Genomic DNA, 17,714 nt, shown 5'->3' on the forward strand with positions numbered 1-17,714 from the left:
GAACGGTTTACGGTTATAAATCCTTAAAAACTTTTAAAAAAATAGTAGAGAGCGTTGCGATACAACGCCTCTACAATAATATTCTATATTTATTCTTCTAATCTGATATCTAATCCAAGACCTTTTAATTCATGCATTAATACATTGAATGATTCTGGTAATCCTGGTTCTGGCATAGTTTCTCCTTTTACGATTGCTTCGTAAGTTTTAGCTCTACCAATAACGTCATCTGATTTAACAGTTAAGATTTCTCTAAGTGTACTTGATGCACCGTATGCTTCAAGAGCCCAAACCTCCATCTCTCCGAAACGTTGTCCTCCAAATTGCGCTTTACCTCCTAAAGGTTGTTGCGTAATTAATGAGTATGGACCAATAGAACGAGCGTGCATTTTATCATCAATCATGTGTCCTAATTTCAACATGTAGATTACACCCACGGTTGCTGCTTGGTGGAAACGTTCTCCTGTTCCTCCATCATACAAATACGTATGACCAAATCTTGGAATTCCTGCTTCGTCAGTAAGTTCATTAATTTGGTCGATTGTAGCTCCATCAAAGATTGGTGTTGCATATTTTCTACCTAATTTTTGTCCTGCCCATCCTAATACAGTTTCATAAATCTGACCAATGTTCATACGAGATGGTACCCCAAGTGGATTCAATACGATATCTACTGGTGTTCCGTCTTCTAAGAATGGCATATCTTCATGACGAACGATTTTTGCTACAATACCTTTGTTTCCGTGACGTCCTGCCATTTTATCCCCTACTTTTAACTTACGTTTTTTAGCGATGTAAACTTTAGCAAGTTTCAAAATACCTGATGGTAATTCATCTCCCACAGTGATTGTAAATTTCTCTCTTCTTAACCAACCTTGTAAATCGTTTAATTTGATTTTGTAGTTGTGAATTAAGTCATTTACCATTGAATTTGTATGGTCGTCTGTTGACCATTGCCCTTTTGTTAAGTGCGCAAAATCTTCAACAGCTTGTAACATTTTTTTAGTGAATTTTTTACCTTTTGGCAATACTTCTTCACCTAAATCATTCATAACTCCTTGTGAAGTTTTTCCGTCAATGATAACAAATAATTTTTCAATTAATTTATCTTTTAATTCATTGTATTTAACTTCAAATTCGTTTTCTAATTTGTCAACGTCTTCTTTATCTTTCGAACGTTTCCTCTTATCTTTTACTGCTTTCGCAAATAATTTTTTATCTAAAACTACACCATGTAATGATGGAGAAGCTTTTAATGAAGCATCTTTAACATCACCTGCTTTATCACCGAAGATAGCTCTTAAAAGTTTTTCTTCTGGCGTAGGATCTGATTCTCCTTTTGGTGTAATTTTTCCGATTAAAATATCACCAGGTTTTACTTCGGCACCAATTCTAATCATTCCGTTTTCATCTAAATCTTTAGTAGCTTCTTCAGAAACGTTTGGAATATCATTTGTTAACTCTTCGTTACCTAATTTAGTATCACGAACTTCTAACGTATAATCGTCAATGTGTAATGATGTAAAAATATCATCACGTACTACTTTTTCAGAAATTACGATTGCATCCTCGAAGTTGTATCCTTTCCATGGCATAAACGCCACTTTCAAGTTTCTTCCGATTGCTAATTCTCCGTTTTGAGTAGCATAACCTTCACATAACACTTGACCTTTTTCAACTCTATCACCTTTTCTTACGATTGGTTTTAAGTTGATACAAGTACTTTGATTGGTTTTTCTATATTTGATTAATTGATACGTTTTTTCGTCTGCTTCAAAGCTAACCATGCGCTCTTCTTCAGTTCTGTCATATTTGATAGTGATTTTATCAGCATCAACATATTCAACAGTTCCACTACCTTCAGCGTTGATTAATACTCTTGAATCAGAAGCAACTTGTCTTTCTAAACCAGTACCTACGATTGGAGCTTCAGGACGTAATAATGGAACGGCCTGACGCATCATGTTAGATCCCATCAACGCACGGTTCGCATCATCATGCTCTAAGAAAGGAATCAATGAAGCTGAAATAGAAGCAATTTGATTTGGAGCAACGTCTGTATAGTGTACAGCTGTTGGTTCAACTACTGGGAAGTCACCTTCCTCACGCGCAATAACATTATGCGCAGTAATTTTACCAGTAGCATCCATTTCAATGTTTGCTTGTGCAATCATTTTTCCTTCTTCCTCTTCTGCACTTAAATAAACTGGAGTTGATTCTAAATCTACAACACCATTTGTTACCTTACGGTAAGGTGTTTCGATGAATCCCATTCCGTTTACTTTAGCATAAACTCCTAATGAAGAAATCAAACCAATGTTTGGTCCTTCAGGGGTTTCAATAGGACAAAGTCTTCCGTAGTGTGTATAGTGAACGTCACGCACCTCGAAACCAGCTCTTTCTCTAGATAAACCTCCAGGTCCAAGGGCAGATAAACGACGTTTGTGTGTAATCTCTGCTAATGGATTGGTTTGATCCATAAACTGAGATAACTGGTTTGTTCCGAAGAATGAATTAATTACTGATGATAATGTTTTAGCATTAATCAAATCGATAGGTGTAAACACCTCGTTATCACGAACGTTCATTCTCTCACGGATAGTTCTTGCCATACGAGCTAAACCAACACCAAATTGTGCTGATAATTGCTCTCCAACAGTTCTAACACGACGGTTTGATAAGTGATCAATATCATCAATCTCTGCTTTTGAGTTGATTAATTCGATCAAATATTTTACAATTGTAATAATATCTTCTTTTGTTAAAACTTGTTTTTCCATAGGAATATCAAGGTTTAACTTTTTGTTCATTCTGTAACGACCAACTTCACCTAAGTTATAACGTTGATCAGAGAAGAATAATTTATCTATAATACCACGAGCCGTTTCCTCATCAGGCGGTTCCGCGTTACGTAATTGTCTGTAAATGTGTTCAACAGCCTCTTTTTCAGAGTTTGTTGGGTCTTTTTGTAACGTATTGTGAATAATAGTATAGTCAGTAGCGTTATTATCTTCTTTGTGTAAAAGAATAGTTTTAACGTCAGCTTCGATTATTTCTTCGATATTATCTTTGTCAAGAATTGTATCTCTATCAAGGATAATTTCATTACGTTCAATTGAAACCACTTCACCAGTATCTTCATCAACGAAATCCTCATGCCAAGTGTTTAAAACACGTGCAGCAAGTCTTCTTCCAGCATATTTTTTGATACCAGTTTTAGACACTTTAATTTCTTCAGCAAGGTCGAAAATTTCCAAGATATCTTTATCTCTTTCAAATCCGATAGCTCTAAATAAAGTGGTAACAGGTAATTTTTTCTTTCTATCGATATACGCATACATTACGTTATTGATATCGGTAGCAAATTCAATCCATGATCCTTTAAAAGGAATAATTCTAGCCGAATATAGTTTAGTACCATTCGCATGAAAAGATTGTCCAAAGAATACCCCTGGAGATCTATGTAATTGAGATACAACAACACGTTCTGCTCCATTGATAACAAATGTACCGCTTGGAGTCATGTATGGTATTGTGCCTAAATAAACATCTTGTACAATAGTTTCAAAATCTTCATGTTCAGGATCTGTACAATATAATTTAAGTCTAGCCTTTAAAGGTACACTATGTGTTAGACCTCTATCAATACACTCTTCGATAGTATATCGAGGTGGATCAACAAAATAGTCAAGAAACTCCAACACAAAATTATTTCTTGTATCAGTTATTGGAAAATTTTCCATGAAGGTATTATACAGCCCTTCGTTGCCTCTTTCGTCAGATTTTGTTTCTAATTGAAAAAAATCTTTAAACGATTTCACTTGAATATCTAGAAAATCTGGATATTGTGGAATGTTTTTTGTCGAAGCAAAATTTAATCTTTCAGTCTGATTAGCAATCATCAATGGATAAAATTTTGATTTAAAAAAAGTAATTTTTTGTGTAAATACACTGTTTTAATAATACTTCCTTTTTAATAACCAATACATCTTTAAAATAAACCAGGAAATTTAGTTTAATTTTTTTCTTCGTTATTGATTACTTTTTTGCGTATAAAAAATACAATAATTTAATATACGCAAAATGGTTTAGGTCTTTGAGAGCACTCTCAAGACCTAAACCTAGCTTATTTATGAGTATAAATTATTTTAACTCAACTACAGCTCCTGCTTCTTCTAAAGCTTTCTTAAGACCTTCAGCCTCATCTTTAGAAACACCTTCTTTTACATTTGTTGGTGCAGCATCAACTAAATCTTTAGCTTCTTTAAGACCTAAACCAGTTAATTCTTTAACCGCTTTAACAACTCCTAATTTAGAAGCACCAGCATCTTTTAATACTACTGTAAATTCTGTTTGCTCAGCAGCAGCACCAGCATCTCCACCACCAGCAGCAACTACAACAGCTGCAGCAGCAGGCTCGATACCATACTCATCTTTTAATATTGTTGCTAATTCGTTAACTTCTTTAACTGTTAAGTTAACTAATTGTTCTGCGAATTGTTTCAAATCTGCCATTTTTTCTATCGTTTAAAATGTTTTGTAAAAAATATAATTTATTTGTGCGTACTTATTATTCTGCTCCTTCTTCCTTGTTAGGTTGATTTTGAAGAGCTGCAATAACTCTTTGAGCAGGAGATTGTAATAATCCAATAATTTCTGCGATAACTTCTTCTTTAGATTTAATAGCAACTAAGCTGTCTAATAAGTTGTCACCTATATAAATTTCTTGGTTAATGTAAGCTCCTTTAAAAAGTGGTTTTTCACCTTTCTTACGGAATTCTTTAATGATTTTTGCTGGTCCATTAGCGGTATCAGCAATAAACATAGAAGTATTTCCTTTAAGAACTGTAGATAAATCACCAAAGTCGCTATCTGAAGCTTCCATTGCTTTTTCAAGTAATGTATTCTTCACAACTTCTAATTTAATTCCAGCTTTAAAACAAGCTCTTCTTAAGTTTGAAGTAGTATCTGCATCTAGTCCTGAAATGTCTGCTAAATAGATAACATTAACATCCGCTAACTGTGCAGTTAAATCTTTAATCGCGATTGATTTTTCTTCTCTAGTCATACTAAAAATTTTTAACTACCAATTATACTGCTTTAGGATCTAAAGCAATAGCAGGACTCATTGTACAAGATAAGTGAATAGACTTAATATATGTACCTTTAGCTGCAGTTGGTTTTAATTTGATTAATGTTTGAACGATTTCGTGTGCATTGTCATAGATTTTATCAGCATCAAAAGATACTCTACCTATTCCAGCATGAACGATACCAGTTTTATCAACTTTGAAATCGATTTTACCAGCTTTTACTTCTGCAACAGCTTTAGCAACATCCATAGTTACAGTTCCTGTTTTAGGGTTTGGCATTAAACCTCTTGGTCCTAAAACACGTCCTAATGGACCTAATTTACCCATAACAGCTGGCATAGTGATAATTACATCAATATCAGTCCAACCATCTTTGATTTTTTGAAGGTAGTCATCTAAACCTACGTGGTCTGCACCAGCAGCTTTAGCTTCCGCTTCTTTATCTGGAGTAACAAGAGCTAAAACTCTTACATCTTTACCAGTTCCGTGAGGTAATGTTACAACCCCTCTTACCATTTGATTCGCTTTTCTAGGATCTACTCCTAATTTCACTGCGATATCAACAGACTCGTCAAATTTTGCAGAAGCAACTTGTTTAATTAATGCAGAAGCATCTTTTAAACTGTATAGTTTATTCTTCTCAATTTTTGCTGCAGCCTCTTTTTGCTTTTTTGTCAATTTTGCCATTGTCTAATTCTTTTAACGATTAAAAAGGAGCATTCCCTGTTACTGTTATACCCATAGATCTAGCTGTACCTGCAATCATACTCATAGCTTTCTCTAATGTAAATGCATTTAGATCTGCCATTTTGTCTTCAGCAATAGCTTTAATTTGGTCCCAAGTAACACTTGCAACTTTTTTACGATTTGGTTCACCAGAACCAGACTTTAGTTTTGCTGCCTCTAATAATTGAATTGCAGCAGGTGGCGTTTTAACAACGAAGTCAAAAGACTTGTCTTTATACACAGTAATTTGTACTGGTAAAACTTTGCCAGGTTTATCTTGTGTTCTAGCATTGAACTGCTTACAGAACTCCATGATGTTAACCCCAGCAGCCCCCAAAGCAGGTCCAACCGGTGGCGATGGATTCGCTGCACCTCCCTTAACTTGTAGTTTAACTACTTTACTAACTTCTTTTGCCATTTTTAAAAAAATTTAGCACATCTATCAATTGGAAGCGATTGATGTGATTTATATATGTAACGAAAATTATACTTTTTCAACTTGCATGAAACTTAACTCTAAAGGTGTTTTTCTTCCGAAAATTTTCACCATTACTTCAAGTTTACGCTTTTCTTCATTTACTTTTTCGATAGTTCCATTGAAACCATTAAAAGGACCATCGATAACTTTTACAGTTTCTCCAGTAGAATAAGGAATAGAAACACTATCTTCTTTAACTGATAATTCATCTACTTTTCCTAACATTCTGTTTACTTCAGATTGTCTTAATGGCACTGCATCTCCTCCTTTAGTTTCCCCAAGGAAACCAATAACTCCAGGAATTGATTTAATGATGTGAGGAATTTCTCCTGTTAAATTTGCTTCAATCATTATATAACCAGGAAAATATACTTTTTCTTTGGCTATTTTTTTACCATCTTTAACTTGAACAACTTTTTCAGTAGGAACTAAAACTTGAGAAATATAATCTGCCATACCTAAACGAGCAGTTTCTGTTTCTATGTAAGCTTTAACCTTGTTTTCCTGACCGCTTACAGCTCTTACCACATACCATTTATTCACATTATTGTCAGCCATCTCTTGGTATTATTTTATAATGTTAAAAAAACCTTCAAGAGCTTTAACAAACAACTCATCTACACCCCAAGTCAATAGAGCGAAAACTACTGAAAAAACAGCTACAATAATTGTCAAACGTTGAACATCAGCCCAAATTGGCCATGTTACATTTGTTTTTAATTCTTGAAATGCTTCAGATATGTAATTAACTACTTTTGTCATCTTAATCTTTATTTGCACGGGCGGAGGGATTCGAACCCCCATCAATGGTTTTGGAGACCACTATACTAGCCCTTGTACTACGCCCGTTTGTTAAAAAACCAGCAGCGAACTGCTGGTTTTAATTATTATTGACTTATAATTAGTCTAAAATTTCAGTAACCTGACCAGCACCTACTGTTCTACCACCCTCACGGATAGCAAAACGTAAACCTACTGATAATGCAATAGGACTTAACAATGTAACATCAATAGTTAAGTTATCACCAGGCATAACCATCTCTACTCCAGCTGGTAAAGAAATAGTACCCGTTACGTCAGTTGTACGTACGTAGAACTGTGGACGGTAGTTATTGTGGAATGGAGTGTGACGTCCACCTTCTTCTTTTTTCAAGATATACACCTCAGCTTTGAAGTGAGCATGTGGTTTAACAGATCCTGGCTTAACGATAACCATTCCTCTTTTGATATCTTCTTTAGCGATACCTCTTAATAATAAACCTACGTTATCTCCAGCTTCACCTCTATCAAGGATTTTACGGAACATCTCAACTCCTGTAATAGTAGAAGTTAATTTATCAGCTCCCATACCAATAATCTCTACTGGATCACCTGTATTAGCAACTCCTGTTTCGATACGACCTGTAGCTACAGTTCCACGACCAGTAATTGTAAACACGTCTTCAACTGGCATCAAGAAAGGCTTATCAACATCACGAGCTGGTAATTCAATCCAGTTGTCAACAGCTTCCATTAATTCCATAATAGTAGCAACCCATTTTGGATCACCATTCAATCCACCTAAAGCAGAACCTTGGATAACTGGACCATTATCACCATCATATTGATAGAAAGATAATAAATCTCTAATTTCCATTTCTACTAATTCTAATAATTCAGCATCATCAACCATATCCACTTTGTTCATGAATACAACCATTCTAGGCACACCTACTTGACGACCTAAAAGGATGTGCTCTCTTGTTTGTGGCATAGGACCATCTGTAGCAGCAACTACTAAGATAGCACCATCCATTTGAGCAGCACCTGTAACCATGTTCTTAACGTAATCCGCGTGACCTGGACAGTCAACGTGAGCGTAGTGACGGTTAGCTGTAGAATATTCTACGTGAGATGTATTAATAGTAATACCTCTTTCTTTTTCTTCTGGAGCATTATCAATTTGATCAAATGATTTTGCTTCTGATAAACCAGCATCAGCTAATACTTTAGTAATTGCAGCTGTTAACGTAGTTTTACCGTGGTCAACGTGTCCGATAGTTCCAATATTTAAATGGGGCTTCGAACGATCAAAGGTTTCTTTTGCCATGATTTAATAATTTAATCTTAGTTATATAATTAGTGTTCAAAAAATAAACTTTTTTAAGAGCCAATGACGGGAATTGAACCCGTGACCTCTTCCTTACCAAGGAAGCACTCTACCCCTGAGCTACACCGGCTTTTGTGTGTTCAGAAGTTAGCCATCAGAATTCAGAAAAACCAAATTCTTCTTTCTAAATTCAAAATCTCGTGGGGAGAGCAGGATTCGAACCTGCGAAGACGTAGTCAGCGGATTTACAGTCCGCCCTCGTTGGCCGCTTGAGTATCTCCCCAAACCTTTCATATTCAGTTACTTAAAACCTTGAGCCGATGGAGGGACTCGAACCCACGACCTGCTGATTACAAATCAGCTGCTCTAGCCAGCTGAGCTACACCGGCAACTTAAATATAAAAAGTCCGCTATTTCTAACGGACTGCAAATGTATAGAATTTATTTTTGAATCAAAACATTTTTTATCTTTTTTTTTAGAATATCAAATTGCTCTTAATTTTTCTTTTCGTTTTACAATTACTCGCTCTAAAGAATCTACCGCTAAATCAACTCCTTCTTCAAATGATTTTGCTGTTTTCTTAACCACAAAATCATCACCAGGTACATTAATTTTTATTTCTACTGTTTTATTTTCTTTATCACTTGTGTTTTCTAATCTTAAAAAAACATCAGACGAAATGATCTTGTCATAATATTTTTCTAATTTATCCAACTTTTCTTGAACAAAATCGACTAGTTTTCTGTCTACATTAAAATTTACTGCTTGCAAATTAACTTTCATATCTTAACGATTAATAGGTTATACAATTGAGCTATTATTTATTCCTAGGATGTGCTTCTTGATATACTTTTTTTAACTCAGCCAAACTGCTGTGTGTGTAAATTTGGGTGGAAGACAAACTAGCATGTCCTAATAACTCTTTTACTGAATTTAAATCGGCTCCATTATTAAGCAAATGCGTTGCAAATGAATGCCTAAGAACGTGTGGACTTTTTTTTGTTTTTTGCGACACAGTACTAAAGTACTCATTTATTAAACGATAAACAAACGATTCACTGACTTTATTTCCATTTTTAGACAAAATTAACATCTCTTTTTGGTTAACACGCTCTAAATGATTTCGTTCGTATTTGTATGCTTCAATCAGCTCAATGGTACAATTTAGCAACGGAATTATTCGCTCTTTGTTTCGTTTACCAATAACTTTTATGGTTTTTTGAGCCGTGTCCACATTATTCATAGCAAGGTTTATCATTTCTGCTCTACGTATTCCGGTAGTGTAGAATAGCTCAATAATTAATTGGTTTCTGATTCCTTCAAAATCGTTAGAATAAGAATTAAATTCAAAAACATCTTGGAGTTCTTTTTCTGAAAATGGAATTTGAACTTTTTTAGCAGTCTTTAATGATTTATGCTTTAACAATGGGTTAACCGAAATTTGCTTCGTTTTTAAAAGAAATTTATAAAATGATTTTAAAGAAGAAACTTTTCGATTTACAGAAGTGGCTGAAATATTATTTTCTATCAGAACAACAATCCAACTTCTTATTTGAGAATAACTCACTTCTTCTAAAATTATATTGTCATGAAAATCATTTAAATAGATTTGAAAAGCTTGAACATCTGAAACATATGCTTGTACAGTTAAAGGAGAATAATTTTTCTCTTTAACCAGATAATCTTGATAAGGTTGAATGTTTGATGTCATAAAAAAACCGCTAAAAACAAAGTTACACTTTATTATTTAGCGGTTGATATAGTTATTCAAAAAAGATACTAACTTTCTAAGTTGTCTCTCATGTTTTGAATGTAAGCTGCTTTTTGAATTTTAGCTCTGTTTGTTACAGATGGCTTAATGAAAGCTTGACGTGCACGTAACTGACGAACAGTTCCTGTTTTATCAAATTTTCTTTTATAGCGCTTTAATGCTCTATCGATATTTTCTCCGTCTTTAATTGGTATAATTAACATAATATTGACACCTCCTCTCATTAAGGGTGCAAACTTATAAAAAAATTATGAATTACAAATTATAAATTATGAATTATTTAACCGCTGGTTTATAATTTTGTTTATCGATAATCATTTTTGATAGAATTTCTTTTAAAATTTCTGAAGTTCCTCCGCCAATTGGTCCTAAACGACTATCTCTTAACAAACGTGCTAAAGGATATTCTTCCATATAACCATAACCACCAAGCATTTGTAAACAACTATAAATAGTTTCGTCTGCAACTTTTGTTGATTTCAATTTTGCCATTGTAGCTTCTTTAACTACATATTCTTTTTTGTCTAATCGAGCAACGGCTGCATAATTAAAAACTTTGCAATGTTCAACATCTGTTGCGTGTTCTACCATAGTATGTCTTAGTGCTTGAAACTTGTTGATTGTACTTCCAAAAGCTTCACGTTGCGACATATATTCTATAGTATACTCAAGTGCATACTCCGCTCTAGCATGTGCATTAATTGCCATGATTAAACGTTCAAAGGCAAAGTGCTGCATAATATATGGAAAACCTTTTCCTGCTTCTCCCATTAGATTATCTTCAGAAATTTCTACATTGTCAAATGCAATTTCAGCCGTATCAGAAGCCCTCCAACCTAATTTATCTAATTTTGTTGCCGAAATTCCTTTTAGATTTGTATCTACTAAGAATATACTAATTCCTTTATTACCAAGCTCAGGACTTGTTTTTGCCGCCACAACATAATAATCCGCATAAACTCCATTAGTAATAAATGTTTTTGATCCGTTAATTATGTATTTATCTCCATTTTTAACAGCAGTAGTTCGCATACCAGCAACATCACTACCTCCAAAAGGTTCAGTTACACACAAAGCACCTATTTTTTCACCAGCAATACTTGGTACTAAATAATCTTGTTTAATACGCTCACTACCTTCAGCATTTAAATGTGTCATTGCTAAATAAGCATGAGCCCACATAGCAGCTGCAAATCCGGAAGATTTAATTTTTTGAAGTTCTTCTAAAAAAACAACTGTATAAAACAAATCTAAATTCATTCCACCATAAGCTTCAGGATAGTTGATTCCGAAGAAACCCATTTCGCCAAATTTTTTCCATATAAAACGTTCAATTGTTCCCGTTTTTTCCCATTTTTCAATGTGAGGCACAACTTCTTTATGTAAAAAATCTCGTAAACTGGCTCTAAATAATTGGTGTTCTTCTGTGAAGTATATTGAATTCATAAAGGTAAAATTGTTTGATTTTTATTGTATTTTTTTAGAATTCCAAATATAAGGCGATTATTTTTATTTTTTCGTTAGGCATTCCCTTAATTTTTGTTAAATCCGCAATATCTTTAATTCCGTTATTCATAGTTCTATACACTACAATTTCTTTTGCAAGAGCATAATTGAAATACGGAAATTTTGCCAATTCTTTCATAGGCAAATCATTAATTGCTATTTTTTTAATTCCAAAAGTATTTTTTACAAAGAATCGCTTTTGCAAATCATCAATTGCTTCTGGACTAATTCCCCACATAAACTGAAATTGTTCCATACTAACAAAACCGCCAAGCTTTTCTTTTTCGAATAGAATCTTATCAGCTAATTTTTCGCCAATCCCATAAACTGCAATTAAGTCTTCACGAGTTGCTATATTGATGTCTTTTTGAATAATTGCGACTTTTTCTTTGGGAAGAAACTTATGAAATTTCTCAGAGGTACTATTTGATTTGTTAGTAACCCAATCTGGGAATTTAAAATAGGGAGAAATCTTGTTTAATACTTCATCTGAAACTTTGGTAACTTTTTGAAAATCTTCTGGAGAGTTAACGTATTTATTTTGATTTCGAAATTGATGCAAACGGTCAATTTCTGCGACAGATAATCCTAATTTATATCCTTTGTAGTCGGTTATAAAATTTGGGTTAAACGGATAAATTGTATCATTTTTAGTAACGAATTTTCGTTTTAAGCTATCAATTTCATTTTGAACTAACAACCATTCTTTATCTTCTTTGATTTCTTTTTTCTGAAATAAATTTTCGGATAGAAAAAAATAAGACAATTGTCCAAAAAAAATGAGTAGTAATAACAAGAAAATCCCACTTCGGTGTTCTCTTGAAAACATGAAGTAGGATTTTATTTTATTCATTTTATTTTTATTTAATCGTTTTTACGCACTAATTCATCATCGTTTTCCTCGAAAGAATCTGGCTCTTGTCTTGGAGGAGTAGTTAAAACTTTATAGAAAAAAAATGCTGTAAAACCTATTACAATGCCTTGTGTAAGTAACATTGTTATTAATGCTGTTGAATTCATGATGTTGCTCTCCCTTCTTTAACTCGTTTTTTATATGCAATGAAAACTAATAAACTAATAAAAATAAATAACCCTACCAATAAGAATCTTGCCATATTAAGATAGAAAATTTTATCTTCTAGAGCAGCAATTTGAGTAGCATCTGTAGCAACTGCAATTTGTTCGTGAATTCCAGCATGTGTTATCGTTTTAATAATCGAACCATTATCTAAATTCCATCCATTTCCTGATAATAAATTCCTCACATTTCCTGACCAATCATTATTTAAAGGTTTGAATAATGACCCTAAGAAAATGATAATCAACATTAATGGAGTTACATATTTGATAATGTATTTGTAAATATTTGGCACTTTTATATCTGCTCCTGTAGTTATTTCTCTCCATCCTTTATCCATTCCAAAAATCCAAGAAAACAAAATGGTTTCTAACATTGCGAAAACTACTAAACTAACAGTTCCTGCCCAATAATCGTATTCATCAAAAACACCTTGTTGATAAAAAATAACTGTTGGAAGACCTAGAATTAATGCCATTGCACCAAAAGACCAAGCCCCTTTGTTTCTTCCCCAACCAAATTCGTCTCTCATGAAGCCCATCCAAGGAGTTCCCATTGCTAATGAAGAGGTTATCCCTGCAAAAAACAATAATCCAAACCACATTACACCAGCTACAACCGAAAGTACTTCTCCCCACTGTTGGAATAAGTATGGCATTGTTTGAAACGCCATTCCAAATCCAGCATTTTCTTTAACCCAATCCAAGCCTAAATAACCAGCTGCAATAGGAATTACAATTAATGATCCTAAAACAACTTCTACAAATTCATTCATAAATCCTGCAGAAACAGAGTTTAGAGCAATATCATCTTTTGGTTTCACATAAGCAGCATAACAATGAATTGTACCCATACCTACAGAAAGCGTAAAGAAAATTTGACCAGCTGCTGCCATCCAAACTTTTAAATCCCAAAGCGATTCATATTGAGGTGTCCACAAGAAATTCAGACCATCCCAAGCATTAGCATCTGGAAATTGTTCCGACGCACCACTTGTTCCTAATGTTAATGCTTTTATAGCTAATACAACACCAAATAAAATCAACAATGGCATTCCAATTTTTGCTACCTTTTCAACACCACTTAATCCTTTTGAAAGAATAAATGTATTGATTAACAAACAAATTATATAGAAAACTACTGCTTCATATGGTATTCCAGTAGTTGAGACTCCAATATCTACATATGAGGTAAAAAATGCTGAAACTTCAGCTTGACTCATTCCTGAAAAAGTTCCTATAACTGAATGAAACATATATGACATAGTCCATGATTCAATATAACAATAATAAGCCACTACAGCAATATTAGTGAATATTCCAAATACACCTATATATTTCAGTAAGCGTCCTTTAACCATAGAGTCTAAGATATAAGGCGTACTATGGTTTCCGAATTTTCCACCAAATCGGCCTGAGGACCATTCAATAAATAACAAAGGAATTCCCATCAATAAAAAACACACTAAATAAGGAATAATAAAAGCTCCTCCTCCATTTTGTACCGCTTGAACTGGAAATCTTAAAAAATTCCCTAATCCAACAGCATTTCCGGCCATGGCTAAAATAAGTCCAACTCGTGAACCCCACGATTCTACTTTTGCAGTCATATAATTATATTGGTTGTTAATTTTTCAAAGATAATAAAACTATCTAAAAAACAAATAAAAGTTACAGTTAATGAAATTTTACAGATCAAAAACTGAACTTCTTTTAGCTTTTATCAAATCTTTCAGTTTTAAAAGGAATGCTAAGGTTAAATAAAATCCAAAACCTAATCCTACAGTTACAAACGAAATGTAAATAAAAAACAAGCGCACATTTGTAGCACGCATACCCAATCTATCAGCTAAACGACTTGCTACAAAAAAACCATGTTTTTCAAAAAAATGTAATATATTTTTTACCATCAATTTGCAATAATTTTCAAAATTACAATTAATTTTTAAGTAAATGAATACCTATAGCACACTGTAAACACTTTTTTTCATCACAATATTCTTTTTTCAATTGCAATAATGATTGTGTTTCAAAGGCATTTTTAACATCAACTCCAATTGCTGAAAATTTATCAATGACAATATTTTTTTCAGGCTGAATTGATTCGATCAAATCAATTATTTCTTGAGAACTTTCTTTTTGCAAGCTTTGTTCATAAGCAAATCGGACAGGAATAATTGTGTTTATAAGAATTAAATCGATAAATGAATCGGTCATTTTTTTCTTTTTTAAAACACTGGTTTTATCAAAATTATAGTGTGTTTCCCAATAGTTACTTACTTCAACTTTAAATAAATCATAGAGTTCAGAAATTACATTAAAACTAATGATTTTTGAAAATAAATTGTGCTCTTTGGAATACAACGCTGCCAGTTGTGCTAATCGAATAGTTGGAAAATTATCAGGTCTGTGCTTAAAAAATTCAACTTTATCAAATACATTTTTAGTGATTTTATACTTATGTATTAAATAGTTATAATCGTTTTGCAACTTAATATTGTAATTATCTTGAAAATTAGCTTCCAACATATTAGCTTGTCCAAAAAATAAAGCTTCTAAGTTTTCAATAGCAAACGATTCTTTTCGTATAATAGAAAAAGGAATTGATCTAGCCATATTTTGAAACAAAATACCATTTGTGTTTAGACCAAAATTCTTAGCTAACATACAAAACAGAACCGCCTCCCAATTGTTATTTGAGTCAAGTAATAATTGTCTAATTTCTGCTGATTTTCGTTCTAAACGTTCAAAATATAAACGTTCTTGCCAATTTCTAAAAACAAAATCATCAACTTTACCGATATCGTTTTCGCAATAAATCCAAGATTTTTGACTGAATAACGATTGATATTTATGTAAATCAGACAATGCTACATATTCCTTAAGCTCTAATGTTGGAATTTCTGAATTATCTTTTCTGAAAATCGGCACATCATGTTCCCAAACGACATGTAAAATCACCGAATCATAATTCGAATCTTTTTCGTGATTATGCACATACCAATCTGATGACTTGAGATGTATTTCTACATTTCCAGCCCATTTTTGATTTTCGATAATAATTTGCGCATTGAAAAAATCAGGCCCAGAAAGTTGTAAATATTGACCTGAATTGAGAATCTGGATCGACTCTCCTTTTGTAGTTTTTAAATTGGCAATATCAAATTTCTTGAATTGCCACACGTGGTGCAAAAAATCTTCTTTCATTCTGTATGGCGTATATAATTGAAAAACAAAGATAAAAAATTATATTTGCTGAACAACTCAACTTTTATGAAAAAATTTATAACCATCACATTACTAAGTCTTTTTACGTTTGCGCAATCTCAAACTAGCTTAAAACCACCAAAAGGATTAAAAATTACCTACACTAGAAGTTCAAACGGAAAGCTAATTGAAAATCAAGATGCAATTTTTGTTTTCACGAATCCAACAGAAACTTTAGTAACTACTAAAAAAATGAATTCAGGAAAAGCGGAATTTCCTTTCGAACAAACGTTAATCAATCCTTCTGAAAATAAAATTGTTCAAGTTACCCAACTTAAAAAGGACAAATCGGTAACTACTGTCGATAGTCTTTCTTTAGCGAAACAAAACTTCGAGTTTTTATCGGACACCAAAACTATTTTGGGCTACAAATGTCAAAAAGCAAAAACGATAATCAACTCAAACATCATTGAACTTTGGTATACGAATGAATTGCAAGTGAAAGGAGCGCCAACTACTTTAGGACAAAACATTGGTTTGGTTTTAGAAATGGTTCGTAATGGTAATTTTGTGATTTCGGCTACTGAAATTGAAAAAATGAAATCCGTTAGTCCAAGTCTAGAATTACAAAAGAGTACAACTGATAGTCCTGTTTTAGATGGATTGACTTATAAAGATTTGGTTTGGAAAAGCCGTTTTACAACGATTAAAGTGTTTGAAAATGAAATCATTAATTTTTCAGACGCATCAAAATCAAACGATAGTATTTTACGATTTGCCAATGGAACAATTATTTTAAAGAAAATTACTTTTCCAGAAATTAAAAAAGGTGATTTAGTTTTTTTAGACTTAGCAGAACAATCCAATGGTGATGCTTATGACAGAACGGGGTCGGTTTTTATGATTCCGCAAGATAAAAAGCAATCATTTTTTGATGGATTACAAAATGGAGCTAAAACTTTACCTATTTATGAAAACGGAAATGGAAAGCAATATCAGGGTGTTGTGGCAACTCCAGAATTTTCTCCAATAATTGAATTGATGCGCTTTTTTACGCCTTTCGGAATTAAACAATACAATCACATTCAATTGAAAGATAAAACTTGGCACGAAATTGTTCCGTACAGAATGGACATTACCGATTTAAAACATAATTTATCTGGAAAAACCGTTTATGTAGGAACTTTTATTGGTAATTACGATAAAGGTGGACACAAAATTTCAATGAATATCACCATTAATCCAAGCGAAAGTTCATTGGATAAAACTAATGTTTCTATTCCGTTATTTAACACAACAAACGTAATGGAAATGGCGGGACAAGAATATGCTACGATGTTCAACCATGAAAAAGGATTACAAGTTACTTTTACTTTGGACAAAGAAATTAAAAATGCTCAATTGCGATATATTACGACTGGGCATGGTGGTTGGGAAAACGGAGACGAATTTATTCCAAAAAGAAATACAATAATTTTAAACGGAAAAGAAGTTTTTTCGTTTATTCCATGGCGACAAGATTGTGGCGGCTATCGATTGTTCAACCCAGCATCAGGAAATTTTAATGATGGATTATCTTCATCCGATTTGAGTCGTTCGAATTGGTGTCCTGGAACAGCAACGAATCCGATCTATATTGAATTAGGAAATTTAAAAGCAGGAACATATACGCTACAAGTAAAAATTCCACAAGGCCCAAACGAAGGTGGAAGTTTTAGCTCTTGGAATGTATCAGGAGTTTTACTAGGAGAATAAAAAAAGGACGT

General features: G+C 33.2%; 18 protein-coding genes and 4 tRNA genes. 1 reads left to right on the forward strand and 21 read right to left on the reverse strand.

The genetic code is table 11. The features are described 5' to 3' along the window. Nucleotides 1-89: 89 nt before the first annotated feature. From rpoB to M9Q43_RS07110, 21 genes are all read right to left on the reverse strand, one after another. Nucleotides 90-3,902: a DNA-directed RNA polymerase subunit beta gene (rpoB, locus tag M9Q43_RS07010; protein WP_262318234.1), complete on the reverse strand. Its 3,813-nt coding sequence runs from the start codon at nt 3,900-3,902 to the stop codon at nt 90-92. A gap of 241 nt (nt 3,903-4,143) precedes the next feature. Continuing rightward, nucleotides 4,144-4,515 carry a 50S ribosomal protein L7/L12 gene (rplL, locus tag M9Q43_RS07015; protein WP_026724869.1) on the reverse strand — a complete coding sequence of 124 codons (372 nt, stop codon included), beginning with the start codon at nt 4,513-4,515 and terminating at the stop codon, nt 4,144-4,146. A gap of 55 nt (nt 4,516-4,570) precedes the next feature. Continuing rightward, nucleotides 4,571-5,068: a 50S ribosomal protein L10 gene (rplJ, locus tag M9Q43_RS07020; protein WP_262318235.1), complete on the reverse strand. Its 498-nt coding sequence runs from the start codon at nt 5,066-5,068 to the stop codon at nt 4,571-4,573. Between the two features lie 22 nt (nt 5,069-5,090). Beyond that, nucleotides 5,091-5,780: a 50S ribosomal protein L1 gene (gene rplA, locus M9Q43_RS07025; protein WP_133610633.1), complete on the reverse strand. Its 690-nt coding sequence runs from the start codon at nt 5,778-5,780 to the stop codon at nt 5,091-5,093. 19 nt (nt 5,781-5,799) lie between these two features. Continuing rightward, on the reverse strand, nt 5,800-6,237 hold the full coding sequence (rplK, locus tag M9Q43_RS07030) for a 50S ribosomal protein L11 (protein ID WP_008256586.1): 438 nt from the start codon (nt 6,235-6,237) through the stop codon (nt 5,800-5,802). A 66-nt stretch (nt 6,238-6,303) separates the two neighbouring features. Continuing rightward, nucleotides 6,304-6,855 carry a transcription termination/antitermination protein NusG gene (nusG, locus tag M9Q43_RS07035; protein ID WP_262318236.1) on the reverse strand — a complete coding sequence of 184 codons (552 nt, stop codon included), beginning with the start codon at nt 6,853-6,855 and terminating at the stop codon, nt 6,304-6,306. Nucleotides 6,856-6,864: 9 nt separating this feature from the next. Next, nucleotides 6,865-7,059 (reverse strand): preprotein translocase subunit SecE, encoded by a 195-nt coding sequence (secE, locus tag M9Q43_RS07040; RefSeq protein WP_262318237.1) that lies wholly within the window; start codon nt 7,057-7,059, stop codon nt 6,865-6,867. Between the two features lie 15 nt (nt 7,060-7,074). Then, a tRNA-Trp gene (locus M9Q43_RS07045) sits at nt 7,075-7,146 on the reverse strand. A gap of 52 nt (nt 7,147-7,198) precedes the next feature. Continuing rightward, a complete protein-coding gene (gene tuf / locus M9Q43_RS07050; RefSeq protein ID WP_262318238.1) occupies nt 7,199-8,386 on the reverse strand; it encodes an elongation factor Tu in 1,188 nt (395 codons plus the stop codon). Between the two features lie 58 nt (nt 8,387-8,444). Then, a tRNA-Thr gene (locus M9Q43_RS07055) sits at nt 8,445-8,516 on the reverse strand. Between the two features lie 71 nt (nt 8,517-8,587). Continuing rightward, nucleotides 8,588-8,669: transfer RNA gene (locus M9Q43_RS07060), tRNA-Tyr, on the reverse strand. 32 nt (nt 8,670-8,701) lie between these two features. Continuing rightward, nucleotides 8,702-8,775: transfer RNA gene (locus M9Q43_RS07065), tRNA-Thr, on the reverse strand. Nucleotides 8,776-8,870: 95 nt separating this feature from the next. Then, nucleotides 8,871-9,170: a ribosome hibernation-promoting factor, HPF/YfiA family gene (gene hpf, locus M9Q43_RS07070; protein ID WP_262318239.1), complete on the reverse strand. Its 300-nt coding sequence runs from the start codon at nt 9,168-9,170 to the stop codon at nt 8,871-8,873. 34 nt (nt 9,171-9,204) lie between these two features. Beyond that, a complete protein-coding gene (locus M9Q43_RS07075) occupies nt 9,205-10,098 on the reverse strand; it encodes a tyrosine-type recombinase/integrase (protein WP_262318240.1) in 894 nt (297 codons plus the stop codon). A gap of 68 nt (nt 10,099-10,166) precedes the next feature. Next, nucleotides 10,167-10,361: a 30S ribosomal protein S21 gene (gene rpsU / locus M9Q43_RS07080; protein WP_262318241.1), complete on the reverse strand. Its 195-nt coding sequence runs from the start codon at nt 10,359-10,361 to the stop codon at nt 10,167-10,169. A gap of 73 nt (nt 10,362-10,434) precedes the next feature. Further along, entirely contained in the window at nt 10,435-11,604 is a 1,170-nt protein-coding gene (locus M9Q43_RS07085; RefSeq protein WP_262318242.1) for an acyl-CoA dehydrogenase family protein, read from the reverse strand. Nucleotides 11,605-11,638: 34 nt separating this feature from the next. Beyond that, nucleotides 11,639-12,517, reverse strand: coding sequence for a ComEA family DNA-binding protein (locus M9Q43_RS07090; protein ID WP_262318243.1), 879 nt, complete (start codon nt 12,515-12,517; stop codon nt 11,639-11,641). 11 nt (nt 12,518-12,528) lie between these two features. After that, nucleotides 12,529-12,684: a hypothetical protein gene (locus M9Q43_RS07095; RefSeq protein ID WP_262318244.1), complete on the reverse strand. Its 156-nt coding sequence runs from the start codon at nt 12,682-12,684 to the stop codon at nt 12,529-12,531. Further along, on the reverse strand, nt 12,681-14,351 hold the full coding sequence (locus M9Q43_RS07100) for a sodium-dependent transporter (RefSeq protein WP_262318245.1): 1,671 nt from the start codon (nt 14,349-14,351) through the stop codon (nt 12,681-12,683). Before M9Q43_RS07100 ends, M9Q43_RS07095 begins: the two co-directional genes overlap by 4 nt. 78 nt (nt 14,352-14,429) lie before the next feature. Then, the gene (locus tag M9Q43_RS07105; protein WP_262318246.1) at nt 14,430-14,651 is read right to left on the reverse strand and encodes a PspC domain-containing protein; all 222 of its coding nucleotides are present in this window, start codon (nt 14,649-14,651) and stop codon (nt 14,430-14,432) included. 28 nt (nt 14,652-14,679) lie between these two features. After that, nucleotides 14,680-15,948, reverse strand: coding sequence for a DUF2851 family protein (locus M9Q43_RS07110; RefSeq protein WP_262318247.1), 1,269 nt, complete (start codon nt 15,946-15,948; stop codon nt 14,680-14,682). Nucleotides 15,949-16,014: 66 nt separating this feature from the next. Here M9Q43_RS07110 and M9Q43_RS07115 point away from each other — a divergent pair, with 66 nt between their 5' ends. After that, on the forward strand, nt 16,015-17,703 hold the full coding sequence (locus M9Q43_RS07115) for a GLPGLI family protein (RefSeq protein ID WP_262318248.1): 1,689 nt from the start codon (nt 16,015-16,017) through the stop codon (nt 17,701-17,703). Nucleotides 17,704-17,714: the final 11 nt, after the last annotated feature.

This window comes from Flavobacterium odoriferum (genome assembly GCF_025499515.1).
GTDB lineage: Bacteria > Bacteroidota > Bacteroidia > Flavobacteriales > Flavobacteriaceae > Flavobacterium > Flavobacterium odoriferum.

Coding starts and splice junctions, on each gene's coding strand:
- rpoB (WP_262318234.1), bottom strand. CDS start 3,902: ATGATTGCTAATCAGACTGAAAGATTAAATTTTGCTTCGACAAAAAAC.
- rplL (WP_026724869.1), bottom strand. CDS start 4,515: ATGGCAGATTTGAAACAATTCGCAGAACAATTAGTTAACTTAACAGTT.
- rplJ (WP_262318235.1), bottom strand. CDS start 5,068: ATGACTAGAGAAGAAAAATCAATCGCGATTAAAGATTTAACTGCACAG.
- rplA (WP_133610633.1), bottom strand. CDS start 5,780: ATGGCAAAATTGACAAAAAAGCAAAAAGAGGCTGCAGCAAAAATTGAG.
- rplK (WP_008256586.1), bottom strand. CDS start 6,237: ATGGCAAAAGAAGTTAGTAAAGTAGTTAAACTACAAGTTAAGGGAGGT.
- nusG (WP_262318236.1), bottom strand. CDS start 6,855: ATGGCTGACAATAATGTGAATAAATGGTATGTGGTAAGAGCTGTAAGC.
- secE (WP_262318237.1), bottom strand. CDS start 7,059: ATGACAAAAGTAGTTAATTACATATCTGAAGCATTTCAAGAATTAAAA.
- tuf (WP_262318238.1), bottom strand. CDS start 8,386: ATGGCAAAAGAAACCTTTGATCGTTCGAAGCCCCATTTAAATATTGGA.
- hpf (WP_262318239.1), bottom strand. CDS start 9,170: ATGAAAGTTAATTTGCAAGCAGTAAATTTTAATGTAGACAGAAAACTA.
- M9Q43_RS07075 (WP_262318240.1), bottom strand. CDS start 10,098: ATGACATCAAACATTCAACCTTATCAAGATTATCTGGTTAAAGAGAAA.
- rpsU (WP_262318241.1), bottom strand. CDS start 10,361: ATGTTAATTATACCAATTAAAGACGGAGAAAATATCGATAGAGCATTA.
- M9Q43_RS07085 (WP_262318242.1), bottom strand. CDS start 11,604: ATGAATTCAATATACTTCACAGAAGAACACCAATTATTTAGAGCCAGT.
- M9Q43_RS07090 (WP_262318243.1), bottom strand. CDS start 12,517: ATGAATAAAATAAAATCCTACTTCATGTTTTCAAGAGAACACCGAAGT.
- M9Q43_RS07095 (WP_262318244.1), bottom strand. CDS start 12,684: ATGAATTCAACAGCATTAATAACAATGTTACTTACACAAGGCATTGTA.
- M9Q43_RS07100 (WP_262318245.1), bottom strand. CDS start 14,351: ATGACTGCAAAAGTAGAATCGTGGGGTTCACGAGTTGGACTTATTTTA.
- M9Q43_RS07105 (WP_262318246.1), bottom strand. CDS start 14,651: ATGGTAAAAAATATATTACATTTTTTTGAAAAACATGGTTTTTTTGTA.
- M9Q43_RS07110 (WP_262318247.1), bottom strand. CDS start 15,948: ATGAAAGAAGATTTTTTGCACCACGTGTGGCAATTCAAGAAATTTGAT.
- M9Q43_RS07115 (WP_262318248.1), top strand. CDS start 16,015: ATGAAAAAATTTATAACCATCACATTACTAAGTCTTTTTACGTTTGCG.